The organism is Ancylobacter sp. IITR112 (assembly GCF_041415945.1).
In the GTDB taxonomy this organism is placed as follows: Bacteria; Pseudomonadota; Alphaproteobacteria; order Rhizobiales; family Xanthobacteraceae; genus Ancylobacter.
In genome coordinates this window covers 1-25,631 of sequence record NZ_JBGCUS010000004.1, presented here as the reverse complement: position 1 = coordinate 25,631, position 25,631 = coordinate 1, and the positions used below count along the sequence as shown (strand labels likewise).

Sequence of the window (25,631 nt, the reverse complement as noted above, 5' to 3'; positions counted from 1 at the left end):
CTTAGCCAGGCGGGAGCGAGGACAGCCGCCCCTGCTGTCGGCGTCGAAGGAAGGTCCGCGCGGTCACCAGCACGACGTGGAGCCGGAACGTGCAGTGATCCTCGTCGGACAGGCCGGGGTGCGATCCATCGGTGTGGAGCATCTTGAAGAGGCCTTCGATATAGCTCCTGCCATCGGCGGTCCATTCCTTCCGGTCGATCGCCAGGAACTCGATGGAGTTGTCCGCCAGCATCTGCCGCATGTTGATGCCCTCCTGCAGCCGGGCCGCTCTCGACGGGTCGATAGAGCGGGCGATGTCGTTGAACAGCCCTTCGAGGAAGGTTCGGAGTTGCGCGTTCGCCGCCTCCCAATCGCCCCGCGTGTGCGCCTCGATCGCCTGATCCAGGTGTCGCAGCGGCACCGTGAACCCGAACCGCTTCAGCAATTCCCGGACCTCGTCGTCGGCCGCCGGCAGGTCAACTTCCTCGGGCAAGGCGGCCCGCAGCCTGGGCGGCTCGCGCCATTCGCCCCAGACCACGACATACCCGTCGCGTGCCAGGCCCCGGAGCAGATCCCTCTGGCGGATGCTCGACGATGATTGCTCGGCGAGGCTCACCGCCTCGCGGACAAAGGCTTCGGCCAGCGAAAATCTCCCATCGAGGGTTTCCACCGGCACCAAGGCGCGGTCGAGGATGGTTCGACCAAGCCGATCGCACTTCTTTTCGATGCCAAGCGAAGTGTCGTCCGGGACCTCCGTTTCCAGGCCCAGGCGAAGCACCATCTTGTTGATCTGAGTGTGCGACCTGATGGCCTCGGCCAGAAGCTCATTGGCGGCGACAATCGTCGACCGGGTAAACGGCTGGGCTCTCATGCCGGCTTCAATCCCCCTCCTCGTCTTCCCCATCCTCGGGCCCGAGATCATCGTCGTCGGCCGCCGACGACGGAAAGCCGCCAGCGCGCAGCTGCGCGGCATCGAGTAGCCCGGCGTCCTCGAGCGCCTCGACGTCGGGCAGGTCGCGCAGCGTGTCGAGGCCGAAGTGCACCAGGAATGCCCGGGTGGTCACATAAGTGTAGGGCGCGCCCGCCTGCGGGCTCCTGGGCCCGGCAACGATGAAGTCGCGCGCACGCAGCTCGGCGATGGTGTCGCGGCTGACCGCCTTGCCGATCATCTCGCTCAGGGCGCCCCGGGTCACCGGCTGATGGTAGGCGATGCAGGCGAGCACGAGCATGCCGGCCTCGGAGAGCGGAACCGGCGCTGGCGCCGAGCCGAACGCCGCGTGGATCGCCTCGGCGTGGCGCGCACGGGTGCGCAGCTGCCAGCCGCCGGCGACCGGCACCAGCTCGTAGGGGCGCTCACGCAACGCGTCCCGGATGTCCTCGATGATAAGCTCGATGCTGCAGCCCCGTCCGACGACGCGGCCGAGCAGCTCCCGATCGACAGGACCTGGCGCGGCGAAGATCACCGCCTCGACCCGCGCGACCCATTCCCGCCAGCGCAGCTCCGGCGGCAGCTCGGCGAGCTCGGTGTCGAGGGTTGCGTCCGCGCGGCGCCGCCGGGCCATGGCTAGAGCCCGTAGAGCCGGAAGGTGGATCGGCCCGAGAGCTCGCGCACGGCGTCGAGCGCTGCGAGCCGCTCGAACAGTCGGCGCGACGCCCAGCGCGACAGCGCCGCCGTCGTCAGCGCGCCCGACACCGCGTCATCGTCCAGCAGCAAGGCGATCGCCTCCCCTGCCCCCTTGGCGCGCAGCTTTGGCGCCACGGCCCCGAGCCGCTCGGCGCGGCGGGCGATCTCGCCGGCGAGCCGGCAGGCCTCCGCGGCGCCGGCGGCCGCGGCAAGACAAAGCGCCGCCTCGCCCCCCTCCCCTCCCGGCCGATAGCGGCGACCACCCGGAGCGGATCGCAGCACGCGCGCGTGGATCTGGGTGGCGAGCACCGGCACCGGGATCGGCCAGCGCATCCGTCGCGCCAGCGTCAGGTCCGCAATCCACCAGGCGAGTGCTTCGGTTCCGGGTGCGGCCGCACTGACTGTGCCGACGGCCGACGCGGTGGCGAGCGGCGCCAGCCGACTGGAGGTGGCGGCCGTCTCGACCGCCTCCGGCAGGGCCTCAAGCGCCGGCGCCCAGGCCAGACCGAGCAGAGTGGCGAGCGAGCGCAGCCCGTCCACGTCGAGCATCGGGGAGCGGGAGGCGAGCCGTCGCCACGCCGCCAGCAAGTTGCCCGCGGGCCCAGGATCGGCGCCAGGCGGGCGCAGATGCCAGGCGTCGCGCAGCGCCCCCGCGTCCTCGCGATGGCCGAGCAGGCGGGCGACGCTCGCCGCCGCGTTCAGGGCCACGCGCTGGCGCCAGGCACCCGCCCAGGGCGGATCGGCGCGGACCAGATTATCCAATGAATTCAATGCTGCGCCGGCCATGTAGGCGGCCTCGACCGGGTCCTCCACGGGCGCGCGCGGGATCGCCCACCCCGGCACGGTCGGAGGCGCATATGCGGGCAAGGACGTTGAATCGGTCGCGGACATCGGCCGGAAGGATAACCGAGCGGTGCGCTTTATTCCATATTTTCCGATTGAAACCGCACCACCTGTCGCCAAATAAGAACATCCGATAATGTTGCATTATCGGTCGTATTGCTCTTTATAGAGGAGATGATCGATGACGTTGCCCCCTGAAATTGTCAGCAGACCGGAATTCGTGAGACTCGGCCGCCGTCGAGCCGTTTTTTGAAGCGGTTTTCGTGAGACAGCCTGCCAGATCCAGAGCTGGGCGCGTTGCTAACAGACTGAAATCGTTGGTTTCCAGACGCCTTTCCCAGCCAGAGGCGCGCCTTGTTACGCAGTCTCACGATTTCCGGTTTGGATGGACATTGTCTCGGGAATACCGCCCCGATCAGCGCGGAAGCCCGGCCAAGCGCGGCTCGCACATCTTGAAGACAGCCTGCTGTTCGGTGGACGTCGCCGGATGCGGACGCAGACCCCATTCCATCGACCTCGTCAGGAGGCCGCTGAGGCCGATCGAACGGGTTGGGCGAGGCAAGGGTCGGAAAACGGCTAGTGGCCGCCTGCGGGCTTCTGAGCGGCCTTGGCGGGCCTCCAGCTTTTTTGGGGGATCAGGAGAGCGCTTGAACCCGTTGATGGCTGAAACGGGCACCTGTCACCGCTCTTCCGGCCTCCCCGCTGTGCCTGGTGCAGGGAGCGGCACGTCCGACAGCGTAGCGGATTGCCGCCGGCCATCCGTCGATCAGCGCCATTACCTTCTTTCGGCCGAACTCGTCGGAAACCTCCAGGACACGAACGATCGCGCCGATCGGATTCTTCAGAACCCGGGCAACGCCGATGGCAAGCGCGTACCGCTCCGCCCGTGGCGCACTCGGCAGATCGGCGATGGTTGAAGACAGACGCTGATCGCTGATCGGCACCGCAGTCCTGAATTCCGGCACCACGACACTCAGAACCGGGCGCCGGCAGGGTCGCGACAGAACGGAAGGATCGCGCTGATGCGGGATCGGCAAGTGCGCGAGTTCCCACGGTTCCGGAGGCGACGATTTCCGAGACGGCAAAAGCAGCAGCGACAGCACCGAGCCGACAGGAATCGCGGCAATCTCCCTCTCCATTGCCCATTGAAGCAGGACTTCCGCACCCCGACGGCCTGATGCTTCATCGCCGAGCGCGCTGACGCCGCTCATTTCGCCGCCGAATAGTGGCTCACGGTGCCGATCGCACCAGAACGCAAAGGCAAACGACCAGCCTCTCAGACGCTGCGGTCGTTGCGTGCCGCGCGAGCAGGCCGGGCAAATCTCTCTGGAGCTGGGTCGAAGCAGGCTGCGATAGCGCGGCGGTGCGCCACGGAAGGTCATGGCGAACAGACGTTCGGCCGAACTGTTCGTCGCGACTGCGATGCGCTCCATGTCGGCCTGCACAGGCTCGAACTCAAGCTGCAATGCCGGACGAACGCAACCAATATGCGCTTGCAGCTCGTCCAGGGACACCAGATAGACGTCGGCGATCCGCTCCAGCCAGGAACTCAGCCGCTCGTCTCGAAAGGGCGGCGGCACGATCGGCAGCGGCGCCCTCCCCTCCCCCGTCACGGTTTAGGCCGCGGCGAAGGTCGCCGGCGCGGCGACACGATGATCGAGGATCGCAGTCGGCGTGATCCGCTCGGTTCCCGAGAGGATGGCATCCGTGGCGAGCTCGATCACCATCCGGAAGATCGATGCCGTGATGCCGCCATTGGCTTCGACAAGCCGCTTGAGCGCGCTGTCCGTCATCTCGGACGGCAGGCGCAGCGGCAAGGAGTAGAGGAGACCGCCGATCAGGCCATGGAAGTCGGCATCGTGCCGCCACGGCGGCAAGCCGTACGGCTCAAAGCGGCTGTTGAGGTGGGCATCGCCCCGGATCGCATCACGCGCCTCGTGCGAGCCAAGGCAGATCAGGGGAATCCGCAGTTCGTTACCGAGGAAGCGCAGCAGATTGAGCATTCGGCGCTGTTCCCGGTAGGTGCCCGCAATCAGATTCTGAACCTCGTCAATGATCAGCATGCGTGGCGCGGTTTCCTGAAGCAGCCGCAGCGCCTGCGTTTCGAGCTGTCCGAGTGTGGCACGGGTTGGCGGCGGCGCGCCAATCACCGACAGAAGGCGATGATAAAACCGCCCCTCATCCGGGGAGGGGACCATCTGCACGACGATGACAGGCCGGTGATGGATTCCGCTGCGCTCATCGAACCGAGGCGGATGAGCGCGCACGAACTTCTCGATAATCATCGTCTTGCCCATGCCCGAGGCGCCGAAGATCAGCAGGTTGGGCATGCGGGCGCGCTTGGGAAACAACAGCAGCTCTTCGAGCTTGTCGAGCGCCTGGCGGGCACGCGGATAGTCGATCCATCGATCCACCCGGATGTGCTCGATGCGCTCCCGCGCGGGCAGATCGGCATAGGCCTGAACGGCGGGATCGAGATGCGGATAAGCCGTCATTCCCATACCTCCACCGGGAAATGCGGCAAGGCGATCACCGGCTCGTCCGCCGGCGCGCTTGCCGGAAGCGCTGGCCTTGCCTGCAGATGAGCGCGCCGCGCGCGCAGCCTGCGGGCTTGTGTGGTGTCCCGGGTTGCCTGTTCGACCAGGGCACGCTGCGCAGCGATCGTCTGGAAGATCGTTTCCTCATCGATCTCCCGGCGGCCGCGCGCCCGCTGCACGCGCAGCGCCGCCTTCTGCTCCCACAGCGTGATGGCCGGGCGTCCAGGGTTGCGCGTGGGCGCCATCAGATAGTTCCCACCCAGCTTGACGAAGACCCGATGCAGATCCCGCGGATCGTACTTGACGAGAACCTTGTCGCTGCTCCGGCCGATCCAGGGGGCAAAGCCGTCCGACCAGTAGCAGATGTTGTTGATGTGGATGCCGGTTCGCCGCAGTACACGCGGCTCAAATGGTAGAAAGTCGATCAGGAAGGCGAGCGGATCGCGCACCTGCCGCGGAGGGCGCCCGGATATGGCCTCGTGCCAGGCCGCACCGGGCGGCCGGCCGATACCGCGGTGCAGATCGGAATGGTAGGCGATGATTTCCAGCGCCAGCCAGGCCTCGAGCTCGCGCATGGTCATCACGGCGCGCGCCTCGGGATCATAGTCGCCGCGGTCCAGCACATTGGAAAAATGCGTGCCGGGCAGCAGATGGACCGCCCCCATCATCGTGCCGATCAGGCGCTCGACGTGCCCCCCGAAACGCGGTGTTCCCGGCGGACGGTAGGAGATGGCAATATTGTGGTCGTCGCAGCCCCTCTTGAAGGCGCGCGCGTGGAATTCAGCGCCGTTATCGACATGAATGCACTCGGGCAGGCCGCTCGTCGGCCAATCCAGCGAAATCCCCCGACCCTGCAGCCAGCGGGTCTTGTCGATGATCACGTGCGTCAAGCAAAGCGCCACCGACGTCACCGACGGCGCCTCCAGAGACAGGTAAAAGCCCAGCACCATCCGGGTACAGACATCGATCGCGATGGTGAGGATCGGTCGACCGATCGGCTGCCTCTCGATCGGGTCGACCACCGTCACGTCGACCTTCGTATGATCGATCTGGACGATCTGCAGCGGATGCTGCGCTGAAAGCTCGCCGGGTAGTGCCAGGAACTGCGCGTCGGCCCGGGCCTTGCCCTCGCGACGGCGCGTCATAGCTTCCGTATCGAACGTCGCAAGGTATCCTTTCAGGCGTCTGATTGAGGGCGGCGCCAACTCGCTCACCCGGCAATCGGCCGAGATTCGCTTCCACAGGCGCGTCAACGTGGGCTTCTCGGGTGTGGCGTAGAATGTCGTGATGTTGCGGTCGACGATCGCCTTCAGGGCAGGATCAAAGGCGTCGATTCCGGCACGCCGCCCTGGCTTTCGACTAATGAGCGCAGTGGCGCGCTCCTCCGTCCGGTACCGCTTTAGCCACCGTAATAAGGTCGCGCGACTGACGGCAAGCTCCGCCATAGCGTCCGCGACATCAGCTGCACTCGGGCGTTGTGGCATCCGTCGTAGAACATCTGCATACCTGAGCGCGTTCTGCCATTCCTGTTCGTCGAGCTGGTCGCGTTCCATGCCTATTCACGCGGATGGTCGATCAATCTAGTCTCACCATAACTGAATCGCGTGACGGTTCCGTCTCAGCAGATCCGACTCGGTCTCACAAATTCTGAATCGGCTAACCCATTGAAAATAAGCGATCGCCAGTCTCATGAAAAACCGTCGGCTGACAGACCGGAATTCGTGAGACTCGGCCGCCGTCGAGCCGTTTTTTGAAGCGGTTTTCGTGAGACAGCCTGCCAGATCCAGAGCTGGGCGCGTTGCTAACAGACTGAAATCGTTGGTTTCCAGACGCCTTTCCCAGCCAGAGGCGCGCCTTGTTACGCAGTCTCACGATTTCCGGTTTGGATGGACATTGTCTCGGGAATACCGCCCCGATCAGCGCGGAAGCCCGGCCAAGCGCGGCTCGCACATCTTGAAGACAGCCTGCTGTTCGGTGGACGTCGCCGGATGCGGACGCAGACCCCATTCCATCGACCTCGTCAGGAGGCCGCTGAGGCCGATCGAACGGGTTGGGCGAGGCAAGGGTCGGAAAACGGCTAGTGGCCGCCTGCGGGCTTCTGAGCGGCCTTGGCGGGCCTCCAGCTTTTTTGGGGGATCAGGAGAGCGCTTGAACCCGTTGATGGCTGAAACGGGCACCTGTCACCGCTCTTCCGGCCTCCCCGCTGTGCCTGGTGCAGGGAGCGGCACGTCCGACAGCGTAGCGGATTGCCGCCGGCCATCCGTCGATCAGCGCCATTACCTTCTTTCGGCCGAACTCGTCGGAAACCTCCAGGACACGAACGATCGCGCCGATCGGATTCTTCAGAACCCGGGCAACGCCGATGGCAAGCGCGTACCGCTCCGCCCGTGGCGCACTCGGCAGATCGGCGATGGTTGAAGACAGACGCTGATCGCTGATCGGCACCGCAGTCCTGAATTCCGGCACCACGACACTCAGAACCGGGCGCCGGCAGGGTCGCGACAGAACGGAAGGATCGCGCTGATGCGGGATCGGCAAGTGCGCGAGTTCCCACGGTTCCGGAGGCGACGATTTCCGAGACGGCAAAAGCAGCAGCGACAGCACCGAGCCGACAGGAATCGCGGCAATCTCCCTCTCCATTGCCCATTGAAGCAGGACTTCCGCACCCCGACGGCCTGATGCTTCATCGCCGAGCGCGCTGACGCCGCTCATTTCGCCGCCGAATAGTGGCTCACGGTGCCGATCGCACCAGAACGCAAAGGCAAACGACCAGCCTCTCAGACGCTGCGGTCGTTGCGTGCCGCGCGAGCAGGCCGGGCAAATCTCTCTGGAGCTGGGTCGAAGCAGGCTGCGATAGCGCGGCGGTGCGCCACGGAAGGTCATGGCGAACAGACGTTCGGCCGAACTGTTCGTCGCGACTGCGATGCGCTCCATGTCGGCCTGCACAGGCTCGAACTCAAGCTGCAATGCCGGACGAACGCAACCAATATGCGCTTGCAGCTCGTCCAGGGACACCAGATAGACGTCGGCGATCCGCTCCAGCCAGGAACTCAGCCGCTCGTCTCGAAAGGGCGGCGGCACGATCGGCAGCGGCGCCCTCCCCTCCCCCGTCACGGTTTAGGCCGCGGCGAAGGTCGCCGGCGCGGCGACACGATGATCGAGGATCGCAGTCGGCGTGATCCGCTCGGTTCCCGAGAGGATGGCATCCGTGGCGAGCTCGATCACCATCCGGAAGATCGATGCCGTGATGCCGCCATTGGCTTCGACAAGCCGCTTGAGCGCGCTGTCCGTCATCTCGGACGGCAGGCGCAGCGGCAAGGAGTAGAGGAGACCGCCGATCAGGCCATGGAAGTCGGCATCGTGCCGCCACGGCGGCAAGCCGTACGGCTCAAAGCGGCTGTTGAGGTGGGCATCGCCCCGGATCGCATCACGCGCCTCGTGCGAGCCAAGGCAGATCAGGGGAATCCGCAGTTCGTTACCGAGGAAGCGCAGCAGATTGAGCATTCGGCGCTGTTCCCGGTAGGTGCCCGCAATCAGATTCTGAACCTCGTCAATGATCAGCATGCGTGGCGCGGTTTCCTGAAGCAGCCGCAGCGCCTGCGTTTCGAGCTGTCCGAGTGTGGCACGGGTTGGCGGCGGCGCGCCAATCACCGACAGAAGGCGATGATAAAACCGCCCCTCATCCGGGGAGGGGACCATCTGCACGACGATGACAGGCCGGTGATGGATTCCGCTGCGCTCATCGAACCGAGGCGGATGAGCGCGCACGAACTTCTCGATAATCATCGTCTTGCCCATGCCCGAGGCGCCGAAGATCAGCAGGTTGGGCATGCGGGCGCGCTTGGGAAACAACAGCAGCTCTTCGAGCTTGTCGAGCGCCTGGCGGGCACGCGGATAGTCGATCCATCGATCCACCCGGATGTGCTCGATGCGCTCCCGCGCGGGCAGATCGGCATAGGCCTGAACGGCGGGATCGAGATGCGGATAAGCCGTCATTCCCATACCTCCACCGGGAAATGCGGCAAGGCGATCACCGGCTCGTCCGCCGGCGCGCTTGCCGGAAGCGCTGGCCTTGCCTGCAGATGAGCGCGCCGCGCGCGCAGCCTGCGGGCTTGTGTGGTGTCCCGGGTTGCCTGTTCGACCAGGGCACGCTGCGCAGCGATCGTCTGGAAGATCGTTTCCTCATCGATCTCCCGGCGGCCGCGCGCCCGCTGCACGCGCAGCGCCGCCTTCTGCTCCCACAGCGTGATGGCCGGGCGTCCAGGGTTGCGCGTGGGCGCCATCAGATAGTTCCCACCCAGCTTGACGAAGACCCGATGCAGATCCCGCGGATCGTACTTGACGAGAACCTTGTCGCTGCTCCGGCCGATCCAGGGGGCAAAGCCGTCCGACCAGTAGCAGATGTTGTTGATGTGGATGCCGGTTCGCCGCAGTACACGCGGCTCAAATGGTAGAAAGTCGATCAGGAAGGCGAGCGGATCGCGCACCTGCCGCGGAGGGCGCCCGGATATGGCCTCGTGCCAGGCCGCACCGGGCGGCCGGCCGATACCGCGGTGCAGATCGGAATGGTAGGCGATGATTTCCAGCGCCAGCCAGGCCTCGAGCTCGCGCATGGTCATCACGGCGCGCGCCTCGGGATCATAGTCGCCGCGGTCCAGCACATTGGAAAAATGCGTGCCGGGCAGCAGATGGACCGCCCCCATCATCGTGCCGATCAGGCGCTCGACGTGCCCCCCGAAACGCGGTGTTCCCGGCGGACGGTAGGAGATGGCAATATTGTGGTCGTCGCAGCCCCTCTTGAAGGCGCGCGCGTGGAATTCAGCGCCGTTATCGACATGAATGCACTCGGGCAGGCCGCTCGTCGGCCAATCCAGCGAAATCCCCCGACCCTGCAGCCAGCGGGTCTTGTCGATGATCACGTGCGTCAAGCAAAGCGCCACCGACGTCACCGACGGCGCCTCCAGAGACAGGTAAAAGCCCAGCACCATCCGGGTACAGACATCGATCGCGATGGTGAGGATCGGTCGACCGATCGGCTGCCTCTCGATCGGGTCGACCACCGTCACGTCGACCTTCGTATGATCGATCTGGACGATCTGCAGCGGATGCTGCGCTGAAAGCTCGCCGGGTAGTGCCAGGAACTGCGCGTCGGCCCGGGCCTTGCCCTCGCGACGGCGCGTCATAGCTTCCGTATCGAACGTCGCAAGGTATCCTTTCAGGCGTCTGATTGAGGGCGGCGCCAACTCGCTCACCCGGCAATCGGCCGAGATTCGCTTCCACAGGCGCGTCAACGTGGGCTTCTCGGGTGTGGCGTAGAATGTCGTGATGTTGCGGTCGACGATCGCCTTCAGGGCAGGATCAAAGGCGTCGATTCCGGCACGCCGCCCTGGCTTTCGACTAATGAGCGCAGTGGCGCGCTCCTCCGTCCGGTACCGCTTTAGCCACCGTAATAAGGTCGCGCGACTGACGGCAAGCTCCGCCATAGCGTCCGCGACATCAGCTGCACTCGGGCGTTGTGGCATCCGTCGTAGAACATCTGCATACCTGAGCGCGTTCTGCCATTCCTGTTCGTCGAGCTGGTCGCGTTCCATGCCTATTCACGCGGATGGTCGATCAATCTAGTCTCACCATAACTGAATCGCGTGACGGTTCCGTCTCAGCAGATCCGACTCGGTCTCACAAATTCTGAATCGGCTAACCCATTGAAAATAAGCGATCGCCAGTCTCATGAAAAACCGTCGGCTGACAATTTGTGAGACTCAAGCGCTTGGGCGGAAATCTCGCGCATAATTATGAGACTCCCGGAGCGCCATTATGAGACTGGCTGAGTCGGAATTTGTGAGACTGGCGGACTTTCCGGCTCAGCCGAGCCGTTGCGACGCCCGCTGAGGCGACGTCTCTGGCGCTCGGAGGCGCCGGAGCCGGGCATAGACACGCCGCCGCAGCGCCGGCGACCACGCCCGCAGGGCTTCCCGCAGCCGCTCTTCCCCTTCCCGATCGCTCGCCAGCAGCACCGAAGTGGCGCATCCAACGGGATCCGCGCACAGCCGCCCGACACCAACGGCCAAGGCATAGTTCTGCAGCAGCGAGCCTTGTGCGAGCGAAAACAGGCCTGGGCGCACCGGCTTGGCGAGCACAGGCGCCACCCGATCGTACTCCGGCACGACGACCAGAAGCGCCTGCCGGGCAATCGGCTGCGTGAGGAAATCGTGATTGGCCCGGCGCGCGGCGAGCGACAGGATCGGCTGCTCGGCCAGCGACGGGGGCGAGGACCTGCGATGCCGCGTCGTCAGGAGGTCCAGCAGCGCGGGCACCGCGGGCGCGCCCTCCTCCTTCCCCTGCGCCCAATCGGCCAGCCGCAGCGCCCCGCTCCGCGCACTGGGATCGAGCCTGGTCAACTGTGTTTGCGGCAGCCGCGCATCCAGTCCTGTCCCGGCCCTCCCCCCGAACCGGACGCCGTGCTCATCGCACCAGAAATTCCAGGGAAAGGCCGTCGCCTTGCGGTGGAGCCCGGCGGGACAACGCGGACAGACATAGCGGCTTGCCGCGGCGATCATCAGGCGCGCCTGCGGCGTGATCTCGTCGAAAGTCAGCCTCCGCAGCCCCTCAACGGTCATGCCGGTGCGGCCAGCCAGCACGGACCCCTCCCCTACCCCGAGGCGCCATTCGAGCTCGCGAACGCTGAAGCGGCCGAGGCCGCAATGCGCCAGAAGCGCCTCCGCCGGCATGCTGTAGAGCCGCGCAAGCCGCCCCAGCCAGGACGACAGACGCTCGTCGGGGCTCGGCCGCGGCACCACCGGCAACGGAACCGGTGCCGGTGGGTCCCTCACACGGGCTCTCCCACGAGAGCCAGCACGCTCCGCTTGTCTGCGACCGCGCCGGGCGTGATCCTTTCCTCGCCGCTCTCGATCGCGGCGATGGCGAGCGCGCTCACCAGCGAGAAGATGCCGGCCGTGATCCCTCCCGTCACCTCGATGAGGCGCTTCAGCGTCGCGTCGGCGAACTCGCTGGGCTGCCGCAGCGGCAAACTGCGCTGCAAGCTGCCGATCAGACCGCCGAAATCCTCGTCATTCTGCCACGGCGGCAGCGCGAAAGCCTCGAACCGGCGCACCAGCTGATCATCGGTGCGCAGCGCGTTTCGCGCCTGCTGCGTACCGACGCAGACGAGCGGAATCCGCAGCTCATTGCCGAGAAAGCGCAGCATGTTCAGGAAGCGGGTCTGCTCCCGCACGGTGCCGGCCTGCAGGCTGTGCACCTCGTCGATGACCAGCAGCCCCGGCCGGATCTCGGACAGCAGGCGCAGCGTCAGGCTTTCCAGTACCGACAGCGTCGCCCGCGGCGGTTCGGGTGCCCCGATCGCCGCCAGGAGCCGCTTGTAGAAGCGGGCTTCGTCAGGGCCCGGCACCATCTGGACGGCGATGACCGGCATATGCATGCGCCCCGTCACCGTATCGAACTGCGAAGGGTGGTCGCGGGCGAACTTTTCGACGATCATGGTCTTGCCCATGCCGCTGGCGCCGACGATGAGCAGGTTGGGCATGCGCGCCCGTGGCGGGAAGGCAAGCAGGGCTTCGAGCTTCTGGAGCGCCTGTTCGGCGCGCGGATAGTTGATCCAGCGGTCGGCGCGAATGCGCCGGATACGCTCGTCCGCGCTCAGCGCGGCGATCGGCCGGCTAGCGGGGAAGAGATGCGAGAACGCCTCAGTCATCATCCCATTCCTCCACCGCGAAATAAGGCAGTTGCAGGGGCCTTTCGTCCTTGTTCGGCACCACCTCCGGTGTCACGTCGATGATCCTGTCCGGTGCGAGATGCGCGCGCCGGGCGACATCCCTTCGCATCGCCTTGGTCAGGCGCGTTGCCTCGTCGACCAGGGATCGCTGGGCGAGGATTGTGGAGAAGATGAGCTCCTCGTCGACGGCCTCGCGGCCTTTTTCCCGCAAGGCGCGCACGGCAGCCCGGTGCTCCCACAGCCCAATGGGCGGGCGGGTCCGATCGGCTGGACGCGCTTCCAGATACCCCTGCCCTGTCGCCACGAACACGCAGGACAGGTCGCGCGGATCGAATTTGACGGTCAGTCGTTGCCGGTCGCGCCCCATCAGCCAACGCAGCTCGTCCGACCAGTAGCGGATGTGAAACAGGTGCAGCCCGTCGCGCTGCAAAGTGCGCTGCTCGAAAGGCAGAAAATCGATGAGGAACCGCCGCGGATCCGACGGAACCCGCACCGTGACGTCGCCGATGCGGGCTTGCCAGGCGGCCGCCGGCGGCAGATCCAGCGCCTTGTGGATGCGGGCATGGTAGGAGCCGATGATCTCGATGGCGAGATAGCGTTCCAGGTCGCGCAAAGTCATGACCGCCTCGGCCTCCGGATCGAGGTCGCCGCGTTCGTCGATGTTCGAGAAATGCGAGCCCGGAATGAGGTGAACGGCACCCATCATCGTGCCGATCAGCCGCTCGATATGACCGCCGAAACGCGGCGTGCCAGGTGGACGGTAGCTCAGGTCGATGCGATGCTCGCCGCAGGCGCGTTCGAAGGCGCGCGCATGGAATTCGGCGCCGTTGTCGACATGAATGGTCCCAGGAATTCCGTGCGCCGGCCACTCCGCCACGATCCCCCGTGAGGTCAGCCAGGCCGTCTTGTCCGTCACCGCATGGGTCAGGCACAACGCCACGGCTGCCAGGGACGGCGCTTCCAGCGACAGGTAGAAGCCCATCACCATGCGGGTGTTGACGTCGACGGCCAGCGTGAGCGTCGGCCGGCCGATCGGCAATCGGGTTACCGGATCGACGACCGTGACGTCGACCTTGGTGTGGTCGATCTGGAGGATTTCAAGCGGAGCCGCCGCCTCCAATCCGCCTGGCGTCGCCAGAAACACCGCCTCCGATTTGCCGGCGCCCTCCCGTCGGCGCATCAGATCGGCCTGATCTTTCATTTTCAGCCACCGGCCGAGACGGCGGATCGATGGCGGCTGCAGGCCTTGAAGCTGGCAGTCCGCCGCAACCTCCTGCTGAAAGCGCGTCAGGGTGGGCCTGCGGCGCGTCGCATAGAGCATCCGGAAATGCTGCTCGACGATCGTGAGCACCACCGGATCCAGAGGCTGCATGCCAGCGTTTGGGCCACGCCGGCGCGGTAGGAGCGTGCTGGTGCGGTCATCCTGCCGGAACCGCTTCAGCCAGCGAAACAAGGTTGCCCGGCTGACGCCAAGCGCGTTCAGGGCATCGCGGACTTCCGCATCGCCAAGGTGCTTCGACAGTTTCGACAGGATCTCGGCGCGATGCCGCGCCTGCGCCCAGGCCTCAGGATCGATACCATCATCGTTCATGGACAGCCTCGCCGTCTGGCTGCAAGCTGGTCTCACAACTACCGACTCAATACCGTCGCCAGTCTCAATTACCTTGAATCGGTCTCATAATGACGACACGGCCAAGGCATTGAAATTGCGCAGGCGCCAGTCTCATCAACCCCGGTAGTCCGACAGGAGGCGCGATTTGCGCGTCAGCAGTGCCAGAATTCCCGTGCCATTCCGGCGACGCCGAATGCTGGAAAAGGAAGGCGGAACGCGATGGAAGGCGGCGACGCCTCGGCCGACGATGACAGCGATCTTCCGGACGCCGGCACGATGGCGCTGAGCCCGGACCGCCGGGTGGTCATCAGGTCCCGCGAGCGCGTCGCCGTGGTGCTCTCGGCCGGCGGACATCGCAACGCGAGGTCAGCGACGCTAGGCCTTCGGGATAAGGCCGCGTTCCACGAAGTGACCATGCATCTCCGGGTACGGCATCGATGCCGCGATCGCCGGGTCCATCTGCTTCAGCACCGCGGGTTCGCTTGGCGGGCCGGGCCAAAGCTGAATCCGATAGCGATCATCGTCGACCTCGGCTTCCCCTTCCTCCATCACCCTCAAGCCGCCGTAGGAGACGCGGACCCGATAGGAGCCGGGCTCAAGGTCGAAGCGCTTCGCCTCCTTGAGTTCGGAGACCCCGTCGCTTCCGAGACGCAAGCCGTCTGCGCCGACGCGGATCGCCGCTTCGACAACGTGCTCCCAGCTGTCAAAATCCTCGGATGGCGCGCTCTTGGAGATCTCGACGGTGAACGGGACGTCCCATTCCCGCGCCGTGAAGATCGTCACGGCGCCGTCGCGAGAACCGAACATGCGCAGGCTTTCGGCATAGGTCAGCTCGGCCGGCAACGTGCCCGCTTCAGGCGGTTCGCCCACGAGGTAGACGAGGGAGAATTCGGCGTCGAACACCAATTCATAGCGGCGCGTGTCCATGTTGGGTGACTCCCGAAAGCGGATTGTATCGTCATGAACAGTCACCACTAACAGTTGTGCCCCACGGAGGTAAATTGATGACCGCAGGGCCAATCGGCGAAGACAACCGGGTCGACCGGAACTCCCCCTCCCCTCTCCCGACTGTTGCCGACGCAGCGTCGTCCTCCACGCTACCGGTTCACCTCGAGAAGCTCGCCGACCGCGCCCGCGAGTATGTCGATGCTGCGAGCTCGGCGAACACCCGCAAGGCTTACGGTTCCGATTGGCGGCACTTCTCGGGGTGGTGCCGGCGCCAGGGGCTCGAGATGTTCCCGCCCTCCCCTCAGGTCGTCGGCCTCTACATCACCGCCTGCGCCTCCGGGGCCGCGACTGCCGACCGCAAGCCGAATGCCGTCTCGACGATCGAACGGCGCTTATCGGCGCTGGCGTGGAGCTATACGCAGCGTGGCACGCCGCTCGATCGCAGCGATCGGCATATCGCGACCGTTCTCGCCGGCATCCGCAACACCCATGCCGCCCCGCCGCGCCAAAAGGAGGCGGTCCTGCCCGAGAACGTCATCGCCATGATCGAGACGCTCGATCGTGCCACGCTGCGAGGCCTGCGCGACCGCGCCATGCTGCTGCTGGGCTTTGCCGGCGGCCTGCGCCGATCCGAGGTCGTCGGCCTCGACCTCCATCGCGATGATACCGAGGACGGGGGCGGATGGATCGAGGTGCTCAAGAAGGGCATGATCGTCACGCTGCGCGGCAAGAACGGTTGGCGCGAGGTCGAGATCGGTCGCGGCTCGTCGGACGCGACCTGCCCTGTCGCGGCCCTCGAAACCTGGCTGAAGCTGGCGAAGATCGGTCACGGCCCCCTCTTTCGGCGCGTGACCGGACAAGGCAAGAACGTCGGCCCAGACAGGCTGACCGATAAGCAGGTGGCTCGCCTGGTCAAGCGGACCGCGCTCGCCGCCGGGGTCAGAGGCGACCTCACGGAGGGCGAGCGGGAGCAGAAATTCGCCGGCCATTCGTTGCGCGCCGGTCTCGCCTCTTCGGCCGAAGTTGACGAGCGCTACGTCCAGAAGCAGCTCGGTCACGCGAGTGCGGAAATGACCCGCCGCTACCAACGCCGGCGTGACCGCTTCCGGGTGAACCTCACCAAGGCCGCCGGCCTCTGATCCCGCCCTTCCCGCTCAGGAATTCAGCGGCGGCCGTCCGGAGAGCTCCGGCGAAGCACTCGCCTTGCTCATCACGTCACCGGTCGCCAGGCGCAGCTCATCCTGGGCGTCGCTCGCGCTGACGTTCGCGGTGAAGGCTGCCAATGCCGCGAGCTTGAGCGCGGCAACCATGGTGGCTTCGCTTCCCAGATCCCGTGGCATTGTCGGGTTCCGATTGTCCTTCAGAACGGCCATCGCCGAGTGCGTGAGGGTACGGCCGAGTTGATCGATCAGGCTGCCGAATTTATCGATCTCGACATCACATTGTGACCGGCTTGGGCGGTCGGCCTGAGGGGCGTTCTTCACCGCGAGCGTCACCTCTCCGACTGCGGCGTCGACCAGGCCGACGAGCTCGCCTGCGCGGGCGTCGAGCTCCTCCCACGGAATGCACCTCACTCCGAGCCCGTGCTGCGCACGGAGCTCCGCTGGGCTGTTGGACCTTATGCTGGCGTGAATGGTCAAACCCGAGCGATCATCCCCAAAGATCGTCATGATCCGAACGCGAGCCGGGCGATTGCCGAGGCTGCGCAATTGCTCGGCGCGATCCAAGGCCGCCGCGATCGCGGCGCCAACCGATGTTGCACTTCCGCTCAAACCGCCCTCCCCTTTCGCATTCTCCTGAAAAGCCTAGCTGAGTCGTGTCCGCTGACAGAGTCATTCCCACCCAGGGCCTGGATCCTTCGGCCGCTTCTCCAGAAGCTTCCGGAGCTCGGAGCTCGCCTGGACCCCGCCGGAACTACCCTGTTGTCGCGGCTCGCTGGCATAGTCGGCGGTTTCGGGCCGGGCCGCGGGCGGCTTCGAGGCATCAAGCTTCGCGCGCAGCAACGCCATGATCATCGGCCAGGTCGAGAACTTGCCGTCCCGAGCCCGCTCCGTCAGGCTGCGCAAGTAACCGCCGGCGCTGTTGATCTGGTCGGCGCGCTGATAGATCGCCGCCAGCGTAATTCCGGCCTGTTGCTCCCCAAGGACTTCGCGGGCCTCCCGCCAAGCGCTCGGACTGATCCCCAGCATCGGCCGGGCAAGCTCCGCGGCGGCCAGAAAATCGCGCCAGTGGCGGATTTCGCCGCCCTGGGCCAGCTCACGCAGGTTCGAGCAGGCGTCCAGCACGATCCCCAAAGGCAGATCACGCCTCGGCAAGCTCCGCAGCTTGTCGTTTTCCTCGGCGCTGCCGCCCGCTTCTTTCTTATCTCGATTGTCATTTTCAGATTCATAAAGGGAGTCTGGATTTGAATTCTGTATGTGGCGACCGGATTGGGACTCATTGGCGTCCGTATTTTGTGAATCTGCAAACGATTCCAGGACGTCACGGATATCTCGCCAGAGGGCCTCGAGCTCCTCGCAGATGCTCTCCAGCAGCTGGCGCGGCGCAGAACGTGGTAAACGGTTCATTACCGCCTGGTAGCTCTGCTGCACCCTGCCCCAGTTGCCCGGCACACTTTCCTCGATGCCGGTGTCGATCATCTTGACGATATCCCGGCGCAAGAGCGTCAGCCGCTCCTTGGCGACGCGGAAGGCGCGCTTCTCGGCCTGCACAGCTTCCGCCAGGTCCTTGAATTCGGCCGCGCGCGCGACGATCGGCGAGAGATCGAAGCCGTAGGCCTGCTCGATCTGGCCTCCCCGCCCCTTCCGGGCATAGCGCTTCCCGTTCGGGCTATCCCGCCGAATGATCAGCCCGCACTCGACAAGCACGGCGAGATGCCGGCGAAGGGTTGTGGGCGGCATACCGTTGGCGCGGGCCATAAGCTGTTCGTTCGACGGCCACACGACGATGTCGGCATCGCCCGTAAGCGCCGTCTCCTGATGGAACGACAGTAGCGCATTCAGGATCGCAAGCGCGCGATCCGTCGCTCCAATGAGGTCGCGGGCCTCACGGATATGTTGGAAGGTCTGCCACTTATGAACGACGGCATCCTTCGGTGCCGTGCGTGCCTTCACCTGGCTTGCAATTTGGCCAAGTGTCATCGTTCGCCGCCCAAAGGGCGTCGTCGCAATGTATTCCGTCATGGTTCTGCCCTTCAGCTTTTAGGCAAAGCGAAAGCGCTCACCAAAACGGCGCCCAATCTCCTCTCGGAGACTCTTGACTGTGATTCGCGGAAGTGAGATTCTCGTTGTCGCCAAACGAACGAGAGAGGCTTCCGGGACGCTGTTTCGGGGGCCTTTCTTTTTACCGCATGCTACCTCTTCGTTTGTTGCACCTGTCCGGTGAGGCCGAGGCCTTCACCCTTCCCAGCGCGTCGCTGAAACCTTGTCAGCTGACAAGGTTTTCACTCCGCTCTGAAATCATCCTCCGCCCTCGCGAGCGAAAAAGCGCTCCAGAAGCGCCGGCAGCTCCTCCTCGACGAAATCGCTGAACGCCGGCGCATACTCTGTGGCGACCGCAAGCTTGATATCGCCCGTGGAGAAGGTCGCCTTACCGACAATCTGTCCCGACGGGGCCTTCATCTCCACCTGGGTCCGCGTTCGGCTCGCAGGCTTCTTCAGCGCAGCGAGGGCGTGCTTGAACCGCTCATCAGACGGCTGTCCCGAAACCTTGTCAGCTGACAAGGTTTCCCGAACCCGAGCCAGTGCCGATGGGTCTTCGCCAAGGGCCGACGCCAACGATATCCACCGTGGCCGCCCGACTTTCGGCGCGCGGCCGATCGCCTCGATCACGTCCACCGGAATCGCGCGGCAAACGGATCTCATGCGCGCCAATTCAGGATCATCGATCGACAACGCCGCCCGAATATCCCGTGCCTTTATGCCGGCCGCATCCATCCGCCACGCGAACAATGCGCGCTCGATCCAGCTGAGGTCTTGCCGCGAGGCATTCTCGATGCCTTGCGCCACAACAAGCTCGCTGTCGGACAACGACAGAATCGTCGCTTTGACCTTGATGCCAAGCTCCGATGCCGCTCGCCAGCGGCGATGCCCGTAGACTACTTGGTAGCGGCCGTCCGAGGCTGGATGCCGTCGAACCTGAATTGGGACCTTTTGGCCTTCATCCTGGATCAGCTTCTTCAGCGCTTCGAAGGGGGTCTCGTTGTCATCCGGTAGCCGGTCCGGAAACGGCGACGGATCGATCAAATTCGGATCGAGTTCCGAGCCGCCACCGGCCTCGACAAGCGCACGCAGATTGTCGCGCTCTTCTCGCAGCTCCGTCAGCGATCGCTGTGTTGCACCAATTACCCCCGCGCCGACGCGCGCGACCGGTTGCACCGGCGGCGCCGGTGAATCCTTCGGACCAGACGGATCTGGAGCTTCCGCCTCCGGCTGGGAGAAGGCGCCGAAGTTTGCGAGAATCGATTTGCCGGCCGAGCGCTTCGCCATCAGCTGCGCCCCCAGCTCTGCTTGATCAGACCGAGGATTTGGTCATTGACGGCGTCGATCGACTCACGGGCACGCTTCGCGGTCGTTGCCGAGATATTGCCGGATTCAAGCTCATAGAGCGTGCGCTTCGCCAAGCCGGCCGTTTCGATTGCCGCGCTCTCAATGGCCGTCGACGTCAACACATCTTCCGTGAAAAGATGGCGCAGCATCGAGACAACATGGACCTGCGAATGATCCATGGGATCGTGCCGCGTCACGACATAGCGCAGGAAATCCTGCTTCATTGTCGCGCCGGCATCTCGAATTACCGAAATCAGATCGCCCATCATGAGAAGGAATTGGCTCATCGACATGACGTCGAGCATCGCAGGATGAACCGTGACGAGTAGGCCCGTCGCGGCGTAAATCGCGCCTAGCGTCAGAAAGCCGAGGGAAGGGGGGGTATCCAGAATGACGACGTCGTACCGATCCTCAACGTCGGCCAGGGCGAGACGCAACCGCTCGAAAAAGATGCTGTCATCGCCGGCCCGCCGCTGCTGCGACAGGAACCGAGGCGTCTCATGCTCATACTCCATGACCTCGATATTCCCGGGGATCAGATCGATACCGGTGAAGTACGTTGGCCTGACTATCTCGGAGATTGGACGACGCTCCTCGTCGTATCTCAGAGCCGCATAGATCGTCTCATTTTGCCGAACGTCCATTTCCGGCTGCGCGCCGAACATTGCGGATAGCGACGCTTGGGGGTCGAGATCAATCGCCAGGACGCGATAGCCATGAAGCGCGAGGTAATGCGCGAGATGCGCACTCGTTGTCGTCTTAGCGCTGCCACCCTTGAAATTCGCGACCGCCAAAATTTGCAGGTGCTCGCCCTCGCGGCGATGCGGTAAAAATCTCAAAGCCTCAGCCGGCCGCTGGGCAGCAAACAGCTCACGAAGCTCGTTGATCTGCGCCAGCGTATAGACGCGATGATTGTTTTCCAGGCGGGCAGGGACCGGGCCTTTTCCCTCGTTCGACATCAGCTTCAAGGTCGACTCAGGAATCGACGTCAGCCGAGACACCTCATGGATCATGAAGGTTCTGAGGCTCTTCTGTGCGTCCGGCGGGTACATCTGCTGGCGCCGCGCCTGCAGGTGTTCCGAAAGCAGGCCAGCGTGCCGAACGATCTTGTCCGCCGGGTCTTCGCTCTGCATGCTGATTGCGGCTTGCACAGCCATTGTCGATTCCAGTCCTTATTGTCGGCCTAAGTGCGACTTATCGGCCTTTGCCCGACAACAGCTAGGCCACGATTCTGCGGATGCGTCCAGCGCTTTAAGGTTAACGGCTCGTTAACGCGAGACCTCACCGGCCCTCCTTTCCCGCCACTTTATCGCGTTGAATCAGTTATTTAGCCGGCCGCGCAGCTCCGGCACCAAGTGTAGCGACTAGTAAATCTATTAGTGCTGGAAGTCCGATTTTGGACGCTTCTCGCCCTCGATTTCCTCGTTCTCAGGGCGACTCAGCGCAGCTTCCGTCGAGTCGCACTCATAATTTCGCTAGTCGCGGCCATCTGCGCAAACGTGCCTCCTATCTCCGAACACACTCGAATCGGAGCAATACTGATGCGGGCACTGGCTATTCCTGCCGAAACGCATGATGACTTTGCTGATCTCGTCGATTCCATGCATCGACTTCGTGCCCGCGTCTTTAAGGAGCGATTAGGCTGGGCGGTCGACGTGCGGGACGGTCGCGAGAGCGACCAGTTCGACGGCTTCTCGCCGACGTACATCGTCGCGCTTTCCTCGAGCTCGCAGGTCATCGGCTGCGCGAGGCTGCTGCCGGCGAACGGGCCGACCATGATGGACGTGCTCTTCCCGGACCTTGCGACCTCCGGCCTGTACAAGCCGAATCCTTTCATGATCGAGAGCTCTCGCTTTTGCGTCGATACGGCGCTGGGCGAGGGCAGGGCAGGGGGTTCGCTGCATGACGCGACGCTCACCATGTTCGCCGCGATCATCGAATGGGCGATGGTGAACGGCTATCGCGAAATCGTCACCGGTACCGACCTTCGCGTCGAACGCATCCTCAACCGCGCCGGTTGGCCAATGAAGCGGCTAGGGGAACCGCGGAGGATCGGGGAGACGACCGCCGTCGCCGGCATCCTGCCCGCCGACCGGCGCAGCTTCGAGCGCGTCCGGCCCGCCTCGTATTTCTCGACCTTCTGCCCGCAGCTGCGCGCGGCGTGAGCTAGGAGGACGGCCATGGCCCAGCTTCGTTCCCATCCGCGCCTGGTCCGCAAACTGCAAGAGGCGCTCGGCGATCAGCTCTGCTTCGCCCTCGATGACGCCACCGTCGTCGAGATTATGCTCAACCCCGACGGGCGCCTCTTCATCGAGCGCCTCGGCCATGGCGTGGCGCCTGCCGGGCAGATGAACGCCGCCACCGCCGAGATCGTCATCGGCAGCGTGGCGCATGCACTGCATTCCGAGGCCGACGAGGATCGCCCGATCGTGTCGGGCGAGCTGCCGATCGGCGGCCACCGCTTCGAGGGTCTCCTGCCGCCGGTGGTCGCCGCGCCGGCCTTCACCATCCGGCGTCGCGCGTCGCGGCTCATCCCGCTCGACGACTATGTCGCGGCGAAGATCATGACGGACCATCAGGCCTGCGTGATCCGCAACGCAATCACCTCGCGGATGAACATCGTCATCTCAGGCGGCACCGGGTCGGGCAAGACCACGCTCGCCAACGCGGTCATCGCCGAGGTCGTCGAGTCGGCGCCGGACGATCGGATCCTGATCCTGGAAGACACGGCGGAAATCCAGTGCGCAGCGGAGAATGTGGTCGCGCTGCACACCAGCGACTCGATCGACATGGGCCGGCTGCTGAAAAGCACCATGCGCTTGCGTCCCGATCGCATCGTCGTCGGCGAGGTCCGCGACGGCGCCGCGCTCACATTGCTCAAGGCATGGAACACCGGCCATCCCGGCGGCGTGACGACGATCCATTCCAATACGGCGGAATCCGCGCTGCGGCGCCTTGAGCAGCTCACAGCCGAGGCGAGCCAGCAGCCGATGCACGAAGTCATCGGCGAGGCCGTGGACCTCATCGTCTCGATCGAGCGCACGCCGAAAGGCCGCGTCGTCCGCGATGTCCTGCACGTCGAGAGCTTCGTCAATGGCCACTATCGCACGGAATCCTATTCGCCGAAGGAGGAACGCCATGTCGCATGAACGTCTGTGCAGGCTTGCGCTCGCGGCACTGGCGCTTGGGCTGGTGTTTTCCGAGCCAGCGTTCGCCTCGGGCGGCGGCAGCTTGCCATGGGAAGGCCCGCTGCAGCAGATCCAGCAGTCGATCACCGGGCCAGTCGCCGGCTTCATCGCTTTGGCAGCGGTCGCGGTCGCCGGCGGAATGCTGATCTTTGGTGGCGAGCTCAACGATTTCGCGCGGCGCCTCATGTATGTCGTGCTCGTCGCCGGCATCCTTCTCGGAGCCACTCAGATCGTTGCGCTGTTCGGCGCGAGCGGCGCCTCGATCGGCGACGTCGCGTCCTCGCCCTTGATCGAGCGGGCAGGGGAGGGCGGTCGTGGCTGAACCGGGATCGAACCTCGACCGCTCGCGCATCCATCGGGCGCTGTCGCGCCCGAACCTTCTCCTCGGCGCCGACCGCGAGCTCGTGCTGCTGACGGGCCTTGCAGCGGCCATCCTGATCTTCGTCGTGCTGACGCCCTATTCCGCGCTGTTCGGGGTCGCGGTTTGGATCGTGGTAGTGGCGGCGCTGCGGATGATGGCGAAAGCGGACCCGATGATGCGGCGCGTCTACGCCCGCCATGTCGGCTACCGGCCGTACTATCGCCCGACGTCGACGCCCTGGCGGCGTTTCTGAGGACCGGCCATGGTGGCGATACGCTCCTTCCGCCATTCCGGCCCGTCCTTCTCGGATCTTGTGCCCTACGCCGCGATCGTGGCGAACGGCGTCATCCTTCTCAAGGATGGGTCGCTCATGGCGGGCTGGTACTTTGCCGGGCCTGACTCCGAGAGCTCGACGGATGCGGAGCGCAACGAGGTGTCCCGGCAGATCAACGCGATCCTGTCCCGGCTCGGCACCGGCTGGATGATCCAGGTCGAGGCGGTGCGGGTTGCCACATCGGACTATCCTGCTCGCGAGGAGTGCCATTTTCCCGATGCGGTCACGCGCGCCATCGACGACGAACGGCGCGCGCATTTTCAGGAGGGCAGGGGACATTTCGAGAGCCGCCATGCGCTGATCCTCACCTGGCGGCCGCCGGAGCGGCGGCGTTCCGGGCTTGCCCGCTACGTCTATTCCGACAGCGAAAGCCGCGCTGCGCGCTATGCCGACACCGTCCTCGACAGCTTCCTGACCTCGATCCGCGAGGTCGAGCAGTATCTCGGTAATGTGCTGTCGATCCGTCGCATGGTGACGCGCACGGTCGAGGAGCGCGGCGGCTTTCAGACCGCGCGCTATGACGAGCTGTTCCAGTTCATCCGCTTCTGCATCACCGGCGAGAACCATCCCGTCCGGCTTCCCGAAATCCCGATGTATCTCGACTGGCTCGCGACGGCCGAGTTCAGCCACGGCCTCACGCCGATGGTCGACAGCCACTACCTCGCGATTGTCGGCATCGATGGGCTTCCGGCTGAGAGCTGGCCCGGCATTCTGAATTCGCTCGACCTGATGCCGCTCACCTATCGCTGGTCGTCGCGCTTCATCTTCCTCGATGACCAGGAGGCCCGCGCGCGCCTCGAGCGCACGCGCAAGAAGTGGCAACAGAAGGTCAGGCCGTTCTTCGACCAGCTCTTCCAGACGCAGTCACGCTCCGTCGACCAGGACGCCATGGCGATGGTGGCGGAGACCGAGGACGCCATCGCCCAGGCTTCGTCGCAGCTGGTCGCCTATGGCTACTACACCCCGGTGATCGTGCTGTTCGACGACAACGAGGCCCGGCTGCGCGAGAAGGCGGAAGCCGTCCGCCGGCTCGTCCAGGCCGAGGGCTTCGGCGCGCGGATCGAGACCATCAACGCGACGGAAGCCTTCCTCGGCAGCCTGCCCGGCAACTGGTACGCGAACATCCGCGAGCCGCTGATCAACACCCGCAACCTCGCCGACCTGGTCCCGCTCAATTCGGTGTGGTCGGGCGCCCCGACGGCGCCTTGCCCCTACTATCCGCCAGGCTCGCCGCCGCTCATGCTCGTGGCGAGCGGCTCGACGCCGTTTCGCCTGAACCTCCATGTCGACGATGTCGGCCACACCTTGATCTTCGGACCGACTGGCTCTGGCAAGTCGACGTTGCTGGCCCTGATCGCCGCGCAATTCCGTCGCTACGCGCAGGCGCAGATCTTCGCCTTCGACAAGGGCCGCTCCATGCTGCCGGTCACCTTGGCCGCCGCCGGCGATCACTACGAGATCGGAGAGAGCGACGGCGATGGCTCCCCGACGCTCGCCTTCTGCCCGCTTTCCGAGCTCGGCACGGACGGCGATCGGGCCTGGGCCTCCGAATGGATCGAGACGCTGGTAGCGCTTCAGGGTGTGACGATCACGCCCGATCATCGCAATGCCATCTCGCGCCAGATCGGCCTGATGGCGTCGGCGAATGGGCGCTCGCTCTCCGATTTCGTGTCGGGCGTGCAGATGAGGGAAATCAAGGAAGCGCTGCATCACTACACGGTCGACGGGCCGATGGGTCAGCTGCTCGATGCGGAAAGCGACGGGCTGTCACTGCGCACCTTCCAGACCTTCGAGATCGAGCAGCTGATGAACATGGGCGAGCGCAGCCTCGTGCCCGTGCTGCTCTATCTGTTCCGCCGGATCGAGAAGCGGCTAACCGGCGCGCCGAGCCTGATCGTGCTCGACGAGGCGTGGCTGATGCTCGGTCAC

General features: G+C 64.9%; 23 protein-coding genes. 6 read left to right on the top strand and 17 right to left on the bottom strand.

Annotation, left to right across the window (positions count from 1 at the left end; all coding sequences use genetic code 11):
• Position 1 precedes the first annotated feature (1 nt).
• The 13 genes from AAC979_RS23110 to AAC979_RS23050 all read right to left on the bottom strand — a co-directional run bounded on the left by AAC979_RS23110 (position 2) and on the right by AAC979_RS23050 (position 15,251).
• Positions 2 to 850: a hypothetical protein gene (locus tag AAC979_RS23110; RefSeq protein ID WP_371349369.1), complete on the bottom strand. Its 849-nt coding sequence runs from the start codon at positions 848 to 850 to the stop codon at positions 2 to 4.
• 7 nt (positions 851 to 857) lie between these two features.
• Positions 858 to 1,541 carry an SMC-Scp complex subunit ScpB gene (locus AAC979_RS23105; RefSeq protein ID WP_371349368.1) on the bottom strand — a complete coding sequence of 228 codons (684 nt, stop codon included), beginning with the start codon at positions 1,539 to 1,541 and terminating at the stop codon, positions 858 to 860.
• Between the two features lie 2 nt (positions 1,542 to 1,543).
• Positions 1,544 to 2,416 (bottom strand): DUF1403 family protein, encoded by an 873-nt coding sequence (locus AAC979_RS23100; RefSeq protein WP_333473743.1) that lies wholly within the window; start codon positions 2,414 to 2,416, stop codon positions 1,544 to 1,546.
• Positions 2,417 to 3,081: 665 nt separating this feature from the next.
• Entirely contained in the window at positions 3,082 to 4,059 is a 978-nt protein-coding gene (locus AAC979_RS23095) for a TniQ family protein (RefSeq protein WP_371349232.1), read from the bottom strand.
• Between the two features lie 3 nt (positions 4,060 to 4,062).
• Positions 4,063 to 4,941: a TniB family NTP-binding protein gene (locus tag AAC979_RS23090; protein WP_371349231.1), complete on the bottom strand. Its 879-nt coding sequence runs from the start codon at positions 4,939 to 4,941 to the stop codon at positions 4,063 to 4,065.
• Positions 4,938 to 6,536 carry a Mu transposase C-terminal domain-containing protein gene (locus AAC979_RS23085; RefSeq protein ID WP_371349230.1) on the bottom strand — a complete coding sequence of 533 codons (1,599 nt, stop codon included), beginning with the start codon at positions 6,534 to 6,536 and terminating at the stop codon, positions 4,938 to 4,940. Before AAC979_RS23085 ends, AAC979_RS23090 begins: the two co-directional genes overlap by 4 nt.
• A gap of 583 nt (positions 6,537 to 7,119) precedes the next feature.
• Entirely contained in the window at positions 7,120 to 8,097 is a 978-nt protein-coding gene (locus AAC979_RS23080; protein WP_371349232.1) for a TniQ family protein, read from the bottom strand.
• Between the two features lie 3 nt (positions 8,098 to 8,100).
• Positions 8,101 to 8,979, bottom strand: a complete 879-nt coding sequence (locus tag AAC979_RS23075; protein ID WP_371349231.1) for a TniB family NTP-binding protein — start codon at positions 8,977 to 8,979, stop codon at positions 8,101 to 8,103.
• Complete coding sequence (locus AAC979_RS23070; protein WP_371349230.1) at positions 8,976 to 10,574, bottom strand: Mu transposase C-terminal domain-containing protein; 1,599 nt, start codon at positions 10,572 to 10,574, stop codon at positions 8,976 to 8,978. Before AAC979_RS23070 ends, AAC979_RS23075 begins: the two co-directional genes overlap by 4 nt.
• A gap of 270 nt (positions 10,575 to 10,844) precedes the next feature.
• Entirely contained in the window at positions 10,845 to 11,813 is a 969-nt protein-coding gene (locus tag AAC979_RS23065; RefSeq protein WP_371349367.1) for a TniQ family protein, read from the bottom strand.
• Positions 11,810 to 12,691, bottom strand: a complete 882-nt coding sequence (locus AAC979_RS23060; protein ID WP_348842701.1) for a TniB family NTP-binding protein — start codon at positions 12,689 to 12,691, stop codon at positions 11,810 to 11,812. Before AAC979_RS23060 ends, AAC979_RS23065 begins: the two co-directional genes overlap by 4 nt.
• A complete protein-coding gene (locus tag AAC979_RS23055; protein ID WP_371349366.1) occupies positions 12,684 to 14,303 on the bottom strand; it encodes a Mu transposase C-terminal domain-containing protein in 1,620 nt (539 codons plus the stop codon). Before AAC979_RS23055 ends, AAC979_RS23060 begins: the two co-directional genes overlap by 8 nt.
• A 396-nt stretch (positions 14,304 to 14,699) precedes the next feature.
• Positions 14,700 to 15,251: a hypothetical protein gene (locus AAC979_RS23050; protein ID WP_371349365.1), complete on the bottom strand. Its 552-nt coding sequence runs from the start codon at positions 15,249 to 15,251 to the stop codon at positions 14,700 to 14,702.
• Between the two features lie 77 nt (positions 15,252 to 15,328).
• Here AAC979_RS23050 and AAC979_RS23045 point away from each other — a divergent pair, with 77 nt between their 5' ends.
• Entirely contained in the window at positions 15,329 to 16,411 is a 1,083-nt protein-coding gene (locus AAC979_RS23045) for a tyrosine-type recombinase/integrase (protein WP_371349364.1), read from the top strand.
• A 15-nt stretch (positions 16,412 to 16,426) separates the two neighbouring features.
• On the opposite strand, the gene AAC979_RS23040 is transcribed toward AAC979_RS23045, so the two are convergent.
• From AAC979_RS23040 to repA, 4 genes are all read right to left on the bottom strand, one after another.
• Entirely contained in the window at positions 16,427 to 17,044 is a 618-nt protein-coding gene (locus tag AAC979_RS23040) for a hypothetical protein (RefSeq protein WP_371349363.1), read from the bottom strand.
• A 60-nt stretch (positions 17,045 to 17,104) separates the two neighbouring features.
• Complete coding sequence (gene repC, locus AAC979_RS23035; protein WP_371349362.1) at positions 17,105 to 18,454, bottom strand: plasmid replication protein RepC; 1,350 nt, start codon at positions 18,452 to 18,454, stop codon at positions 17,105 to 17,107.
• Positions 18,455 to 18,730: 276 nt separating this feature from the next.
• The gene (gene repB / locus AAC979_RS23030) at positions 18,731 to 19,759 is read right to left on the bottom strand and encodes a plasmid partitioning protein RepB (RefSeq protein ID WP_371349361.1); all 1,029 of its coding nucleotides are present in this window, start codon (positions 19,757 to 19,759) and stop codon (positions 18,731 to 18,733) included.
• The gene (repA, locus tag AAC979_RS23025) at positions 19,759 to 20,976 is read right to left on the bottom strand and encodes a plasmid partitioning protein RepA (RefSeq protein WP_371349360.1); all 1,218 of its coding nucleotides are present in this window, start codon (positions 20,974 to 20,976) and stop codon (positions 19,759 to 19,761) included. The genes repB and repA overlap by 1 nt, the downstream gene beginning before the upstream one ends.
• Positions 20,977 to 21,360: 384 nt before the next feature.
• Between repA and traI the strand changes: the two genes are divergently transcribed.
• From traI to AAC979_RS23000, 5 genes are all read left to right on the top strand, one after another.
• Complete coding sequence (gene traI, locus AAC979_RS23020; protein WP_371349359.1) at positions 21,361 to 21,984, top strand: acyl-homoserine-lactone synthase TraI; 624 nt, start codon at positions 21,361 to 21,363, stop codon at positions 21,982 to 21,984.
• Positions 21,985 to 21,999: 15 nt separating this feature from the next.
• Complete coding sequence (gene trbB / locus AAC979_RS23015; protein ID WP_371349358.1) at positions 22,000 to 22,968, top strand: P-type conjugative transfer ATPase TrbB; 969 nt, start codon at positions 22,000 to 22,002, stop codon at positions 22,966 to 22,968.
• Entirely contained in the window at positions 22,958 to 23,329 is a 372-nt protein-coding gene (locus AAC979_RS23010; RefSeq protein ID WP_371349357.1) for a TrbC/VirB2 family protein, read from the top strand. The genes trbB and AAC979_RS23010 overlap by 11 nt, the downstream gene beginning before the upstream one ends.
• Positions 23,322 to 23,621 (top strand): conjugal transfer protein TrbD, encoded by a 300-nt coding sequence (locus tag AAC979_RS23005; protein WP_371349356.1) that lies wholly within the window; start codon positions 23,322 to 23,324, stop codon positions 23,619 to 23,621. Before AAC979_RS23010 ends, AAC979_RS23005 begins: the two co-directional genes overlap by 8 nt.
• A gap of 9 nt (positions 23,622 to 23,630) precedes the next feature.
• Positions 23,631 to 25,631 (top strand): conjugal transfer protein TrbE (locus AAC979_RS23000; protein ID WP_371349355.1); only part of this gene is annotated, 2,001 nt, incomplete at its 3' end.

What these genes read in the sequence shown, in the direction of transcription:
- AAC979_RS23110 (WP_371349369.1), bottom strand. Translation starts at nt 850, where the DNA reads ATGAGAGCCCAGCCGTTTACCCGGTCGACGATTGTCGCCGCCAATGAG.
- AAC979_RS23105 (WP_371349368.1), bottom strand. Translation starts at nt 1,541, where the DNA reads ATGGCCCGGCGGCGCCGCGCGGACGCAACCCTCGACACCGAGCTCGCC.
- AAC979_RS23090 (WP_371349231.1), bottom strand. Translation starts at nt 4,941, where the DNA reads ATGACGGCTTATCCGCATCTCGATCCCGCCGTTCAGGCCTATGCCGAT.
- AAC979_RS23085 (WP_371349230.1), bottom strand. Translation starts at nt 6,536, where the DNA reads ATGGAACGCGACCAGCTCGACGAACAGGAATGGCAGAACGCGCTCAGG.
- AAC979_RS23075 (WP_371349231.1), bottom strand. Translation starts at nt 8,979, where the DNA reads ATGACGGCTTATCCGCATCTCGATCCCGCCGTTCAGGCCTATGCCGAT.
- AAC979_RS23070 (WP_371349230.1), bottom strand. Translation starts at nt 10,574, where the DNA reads ATGGAACGCGACCAGCTCGACGAACAGGAATGGCAGAACGCGCTCAGG.
- AAC979_RS23060 (WP_348842701.1), bottom strand. Translation starts at nt 12,691, where the DNA reads ATGACTGAGGCGTTCTCGCATCTCTTCCCCGCTAGCCGGCCGATCGCC.
- AAC979_RS23055 (WP_371349366.1), bottom strand. Translation starts at nt 14,303, where the DNA reads ATGAACGATGATGGTATCGATCCTGAGGCCTGGGCGCAGGCGCGGCAT.
- AAC979_RS23050 (WP_371349365.1), bottom strand. Translation starts at nt 15,251, where the DNA reads ATGGACACGCGCCGCTATGAATTGGTGTTCGACGCCGAATTCTCCCTC.
- AAC979_RS23045 (WP_371349364.1), top strand. Translation starts at nt 15,329, where the DNA reads ATGACCGCAGGGCCAATCGGCGAAGACAACCGGGTCGACCGGAACTCC.
- repC (WP_371349362.1), bottom strand. Translation starts at nt 18,454, where the DNA reads ATGACGGAATACATTGCGACGACGCCCTTTGGGCGGCGAACGATGACA.
- repB (WP_371349361.1), bottom strand. Translation starts at nt 19,759, where the DNA reads ATGGCGAAGCGCTCGGCCGGCAAATCGATTCTCGCAAACTTCGGCGCC.
- repA (WP_371349360.1), bottom strand. Translation starts at nt 20,976, where the DNA reads ATGGCTGTGCAAGCCGCAATCAGCATGCAGAGCGAAGACCCGGCGGAC.
- traI (WP_371349359.1), top strand. Translation starts at nt 21,361, where the DNA reads ATGCGGGCACTGGCTATTCCTGCCGAAACGCATGATGACTTTGCTGAT.
- trbB (WP_371349358.1), top strand. Translation starts at nt 22,000, where the DNA reads ATGGCCCAGCTTCGTTCCCATCCGCGCCTGGTCCGCAAACTGCAAGAG.
- AAC979_RS23010 (WP_371349357.1), top strand. Translation starts at nt 22,958, where the DNA reads ATGTCGCATGAACGTCTGTGCAGGCTTGCGCTCGCGGCACTGGCGCTT.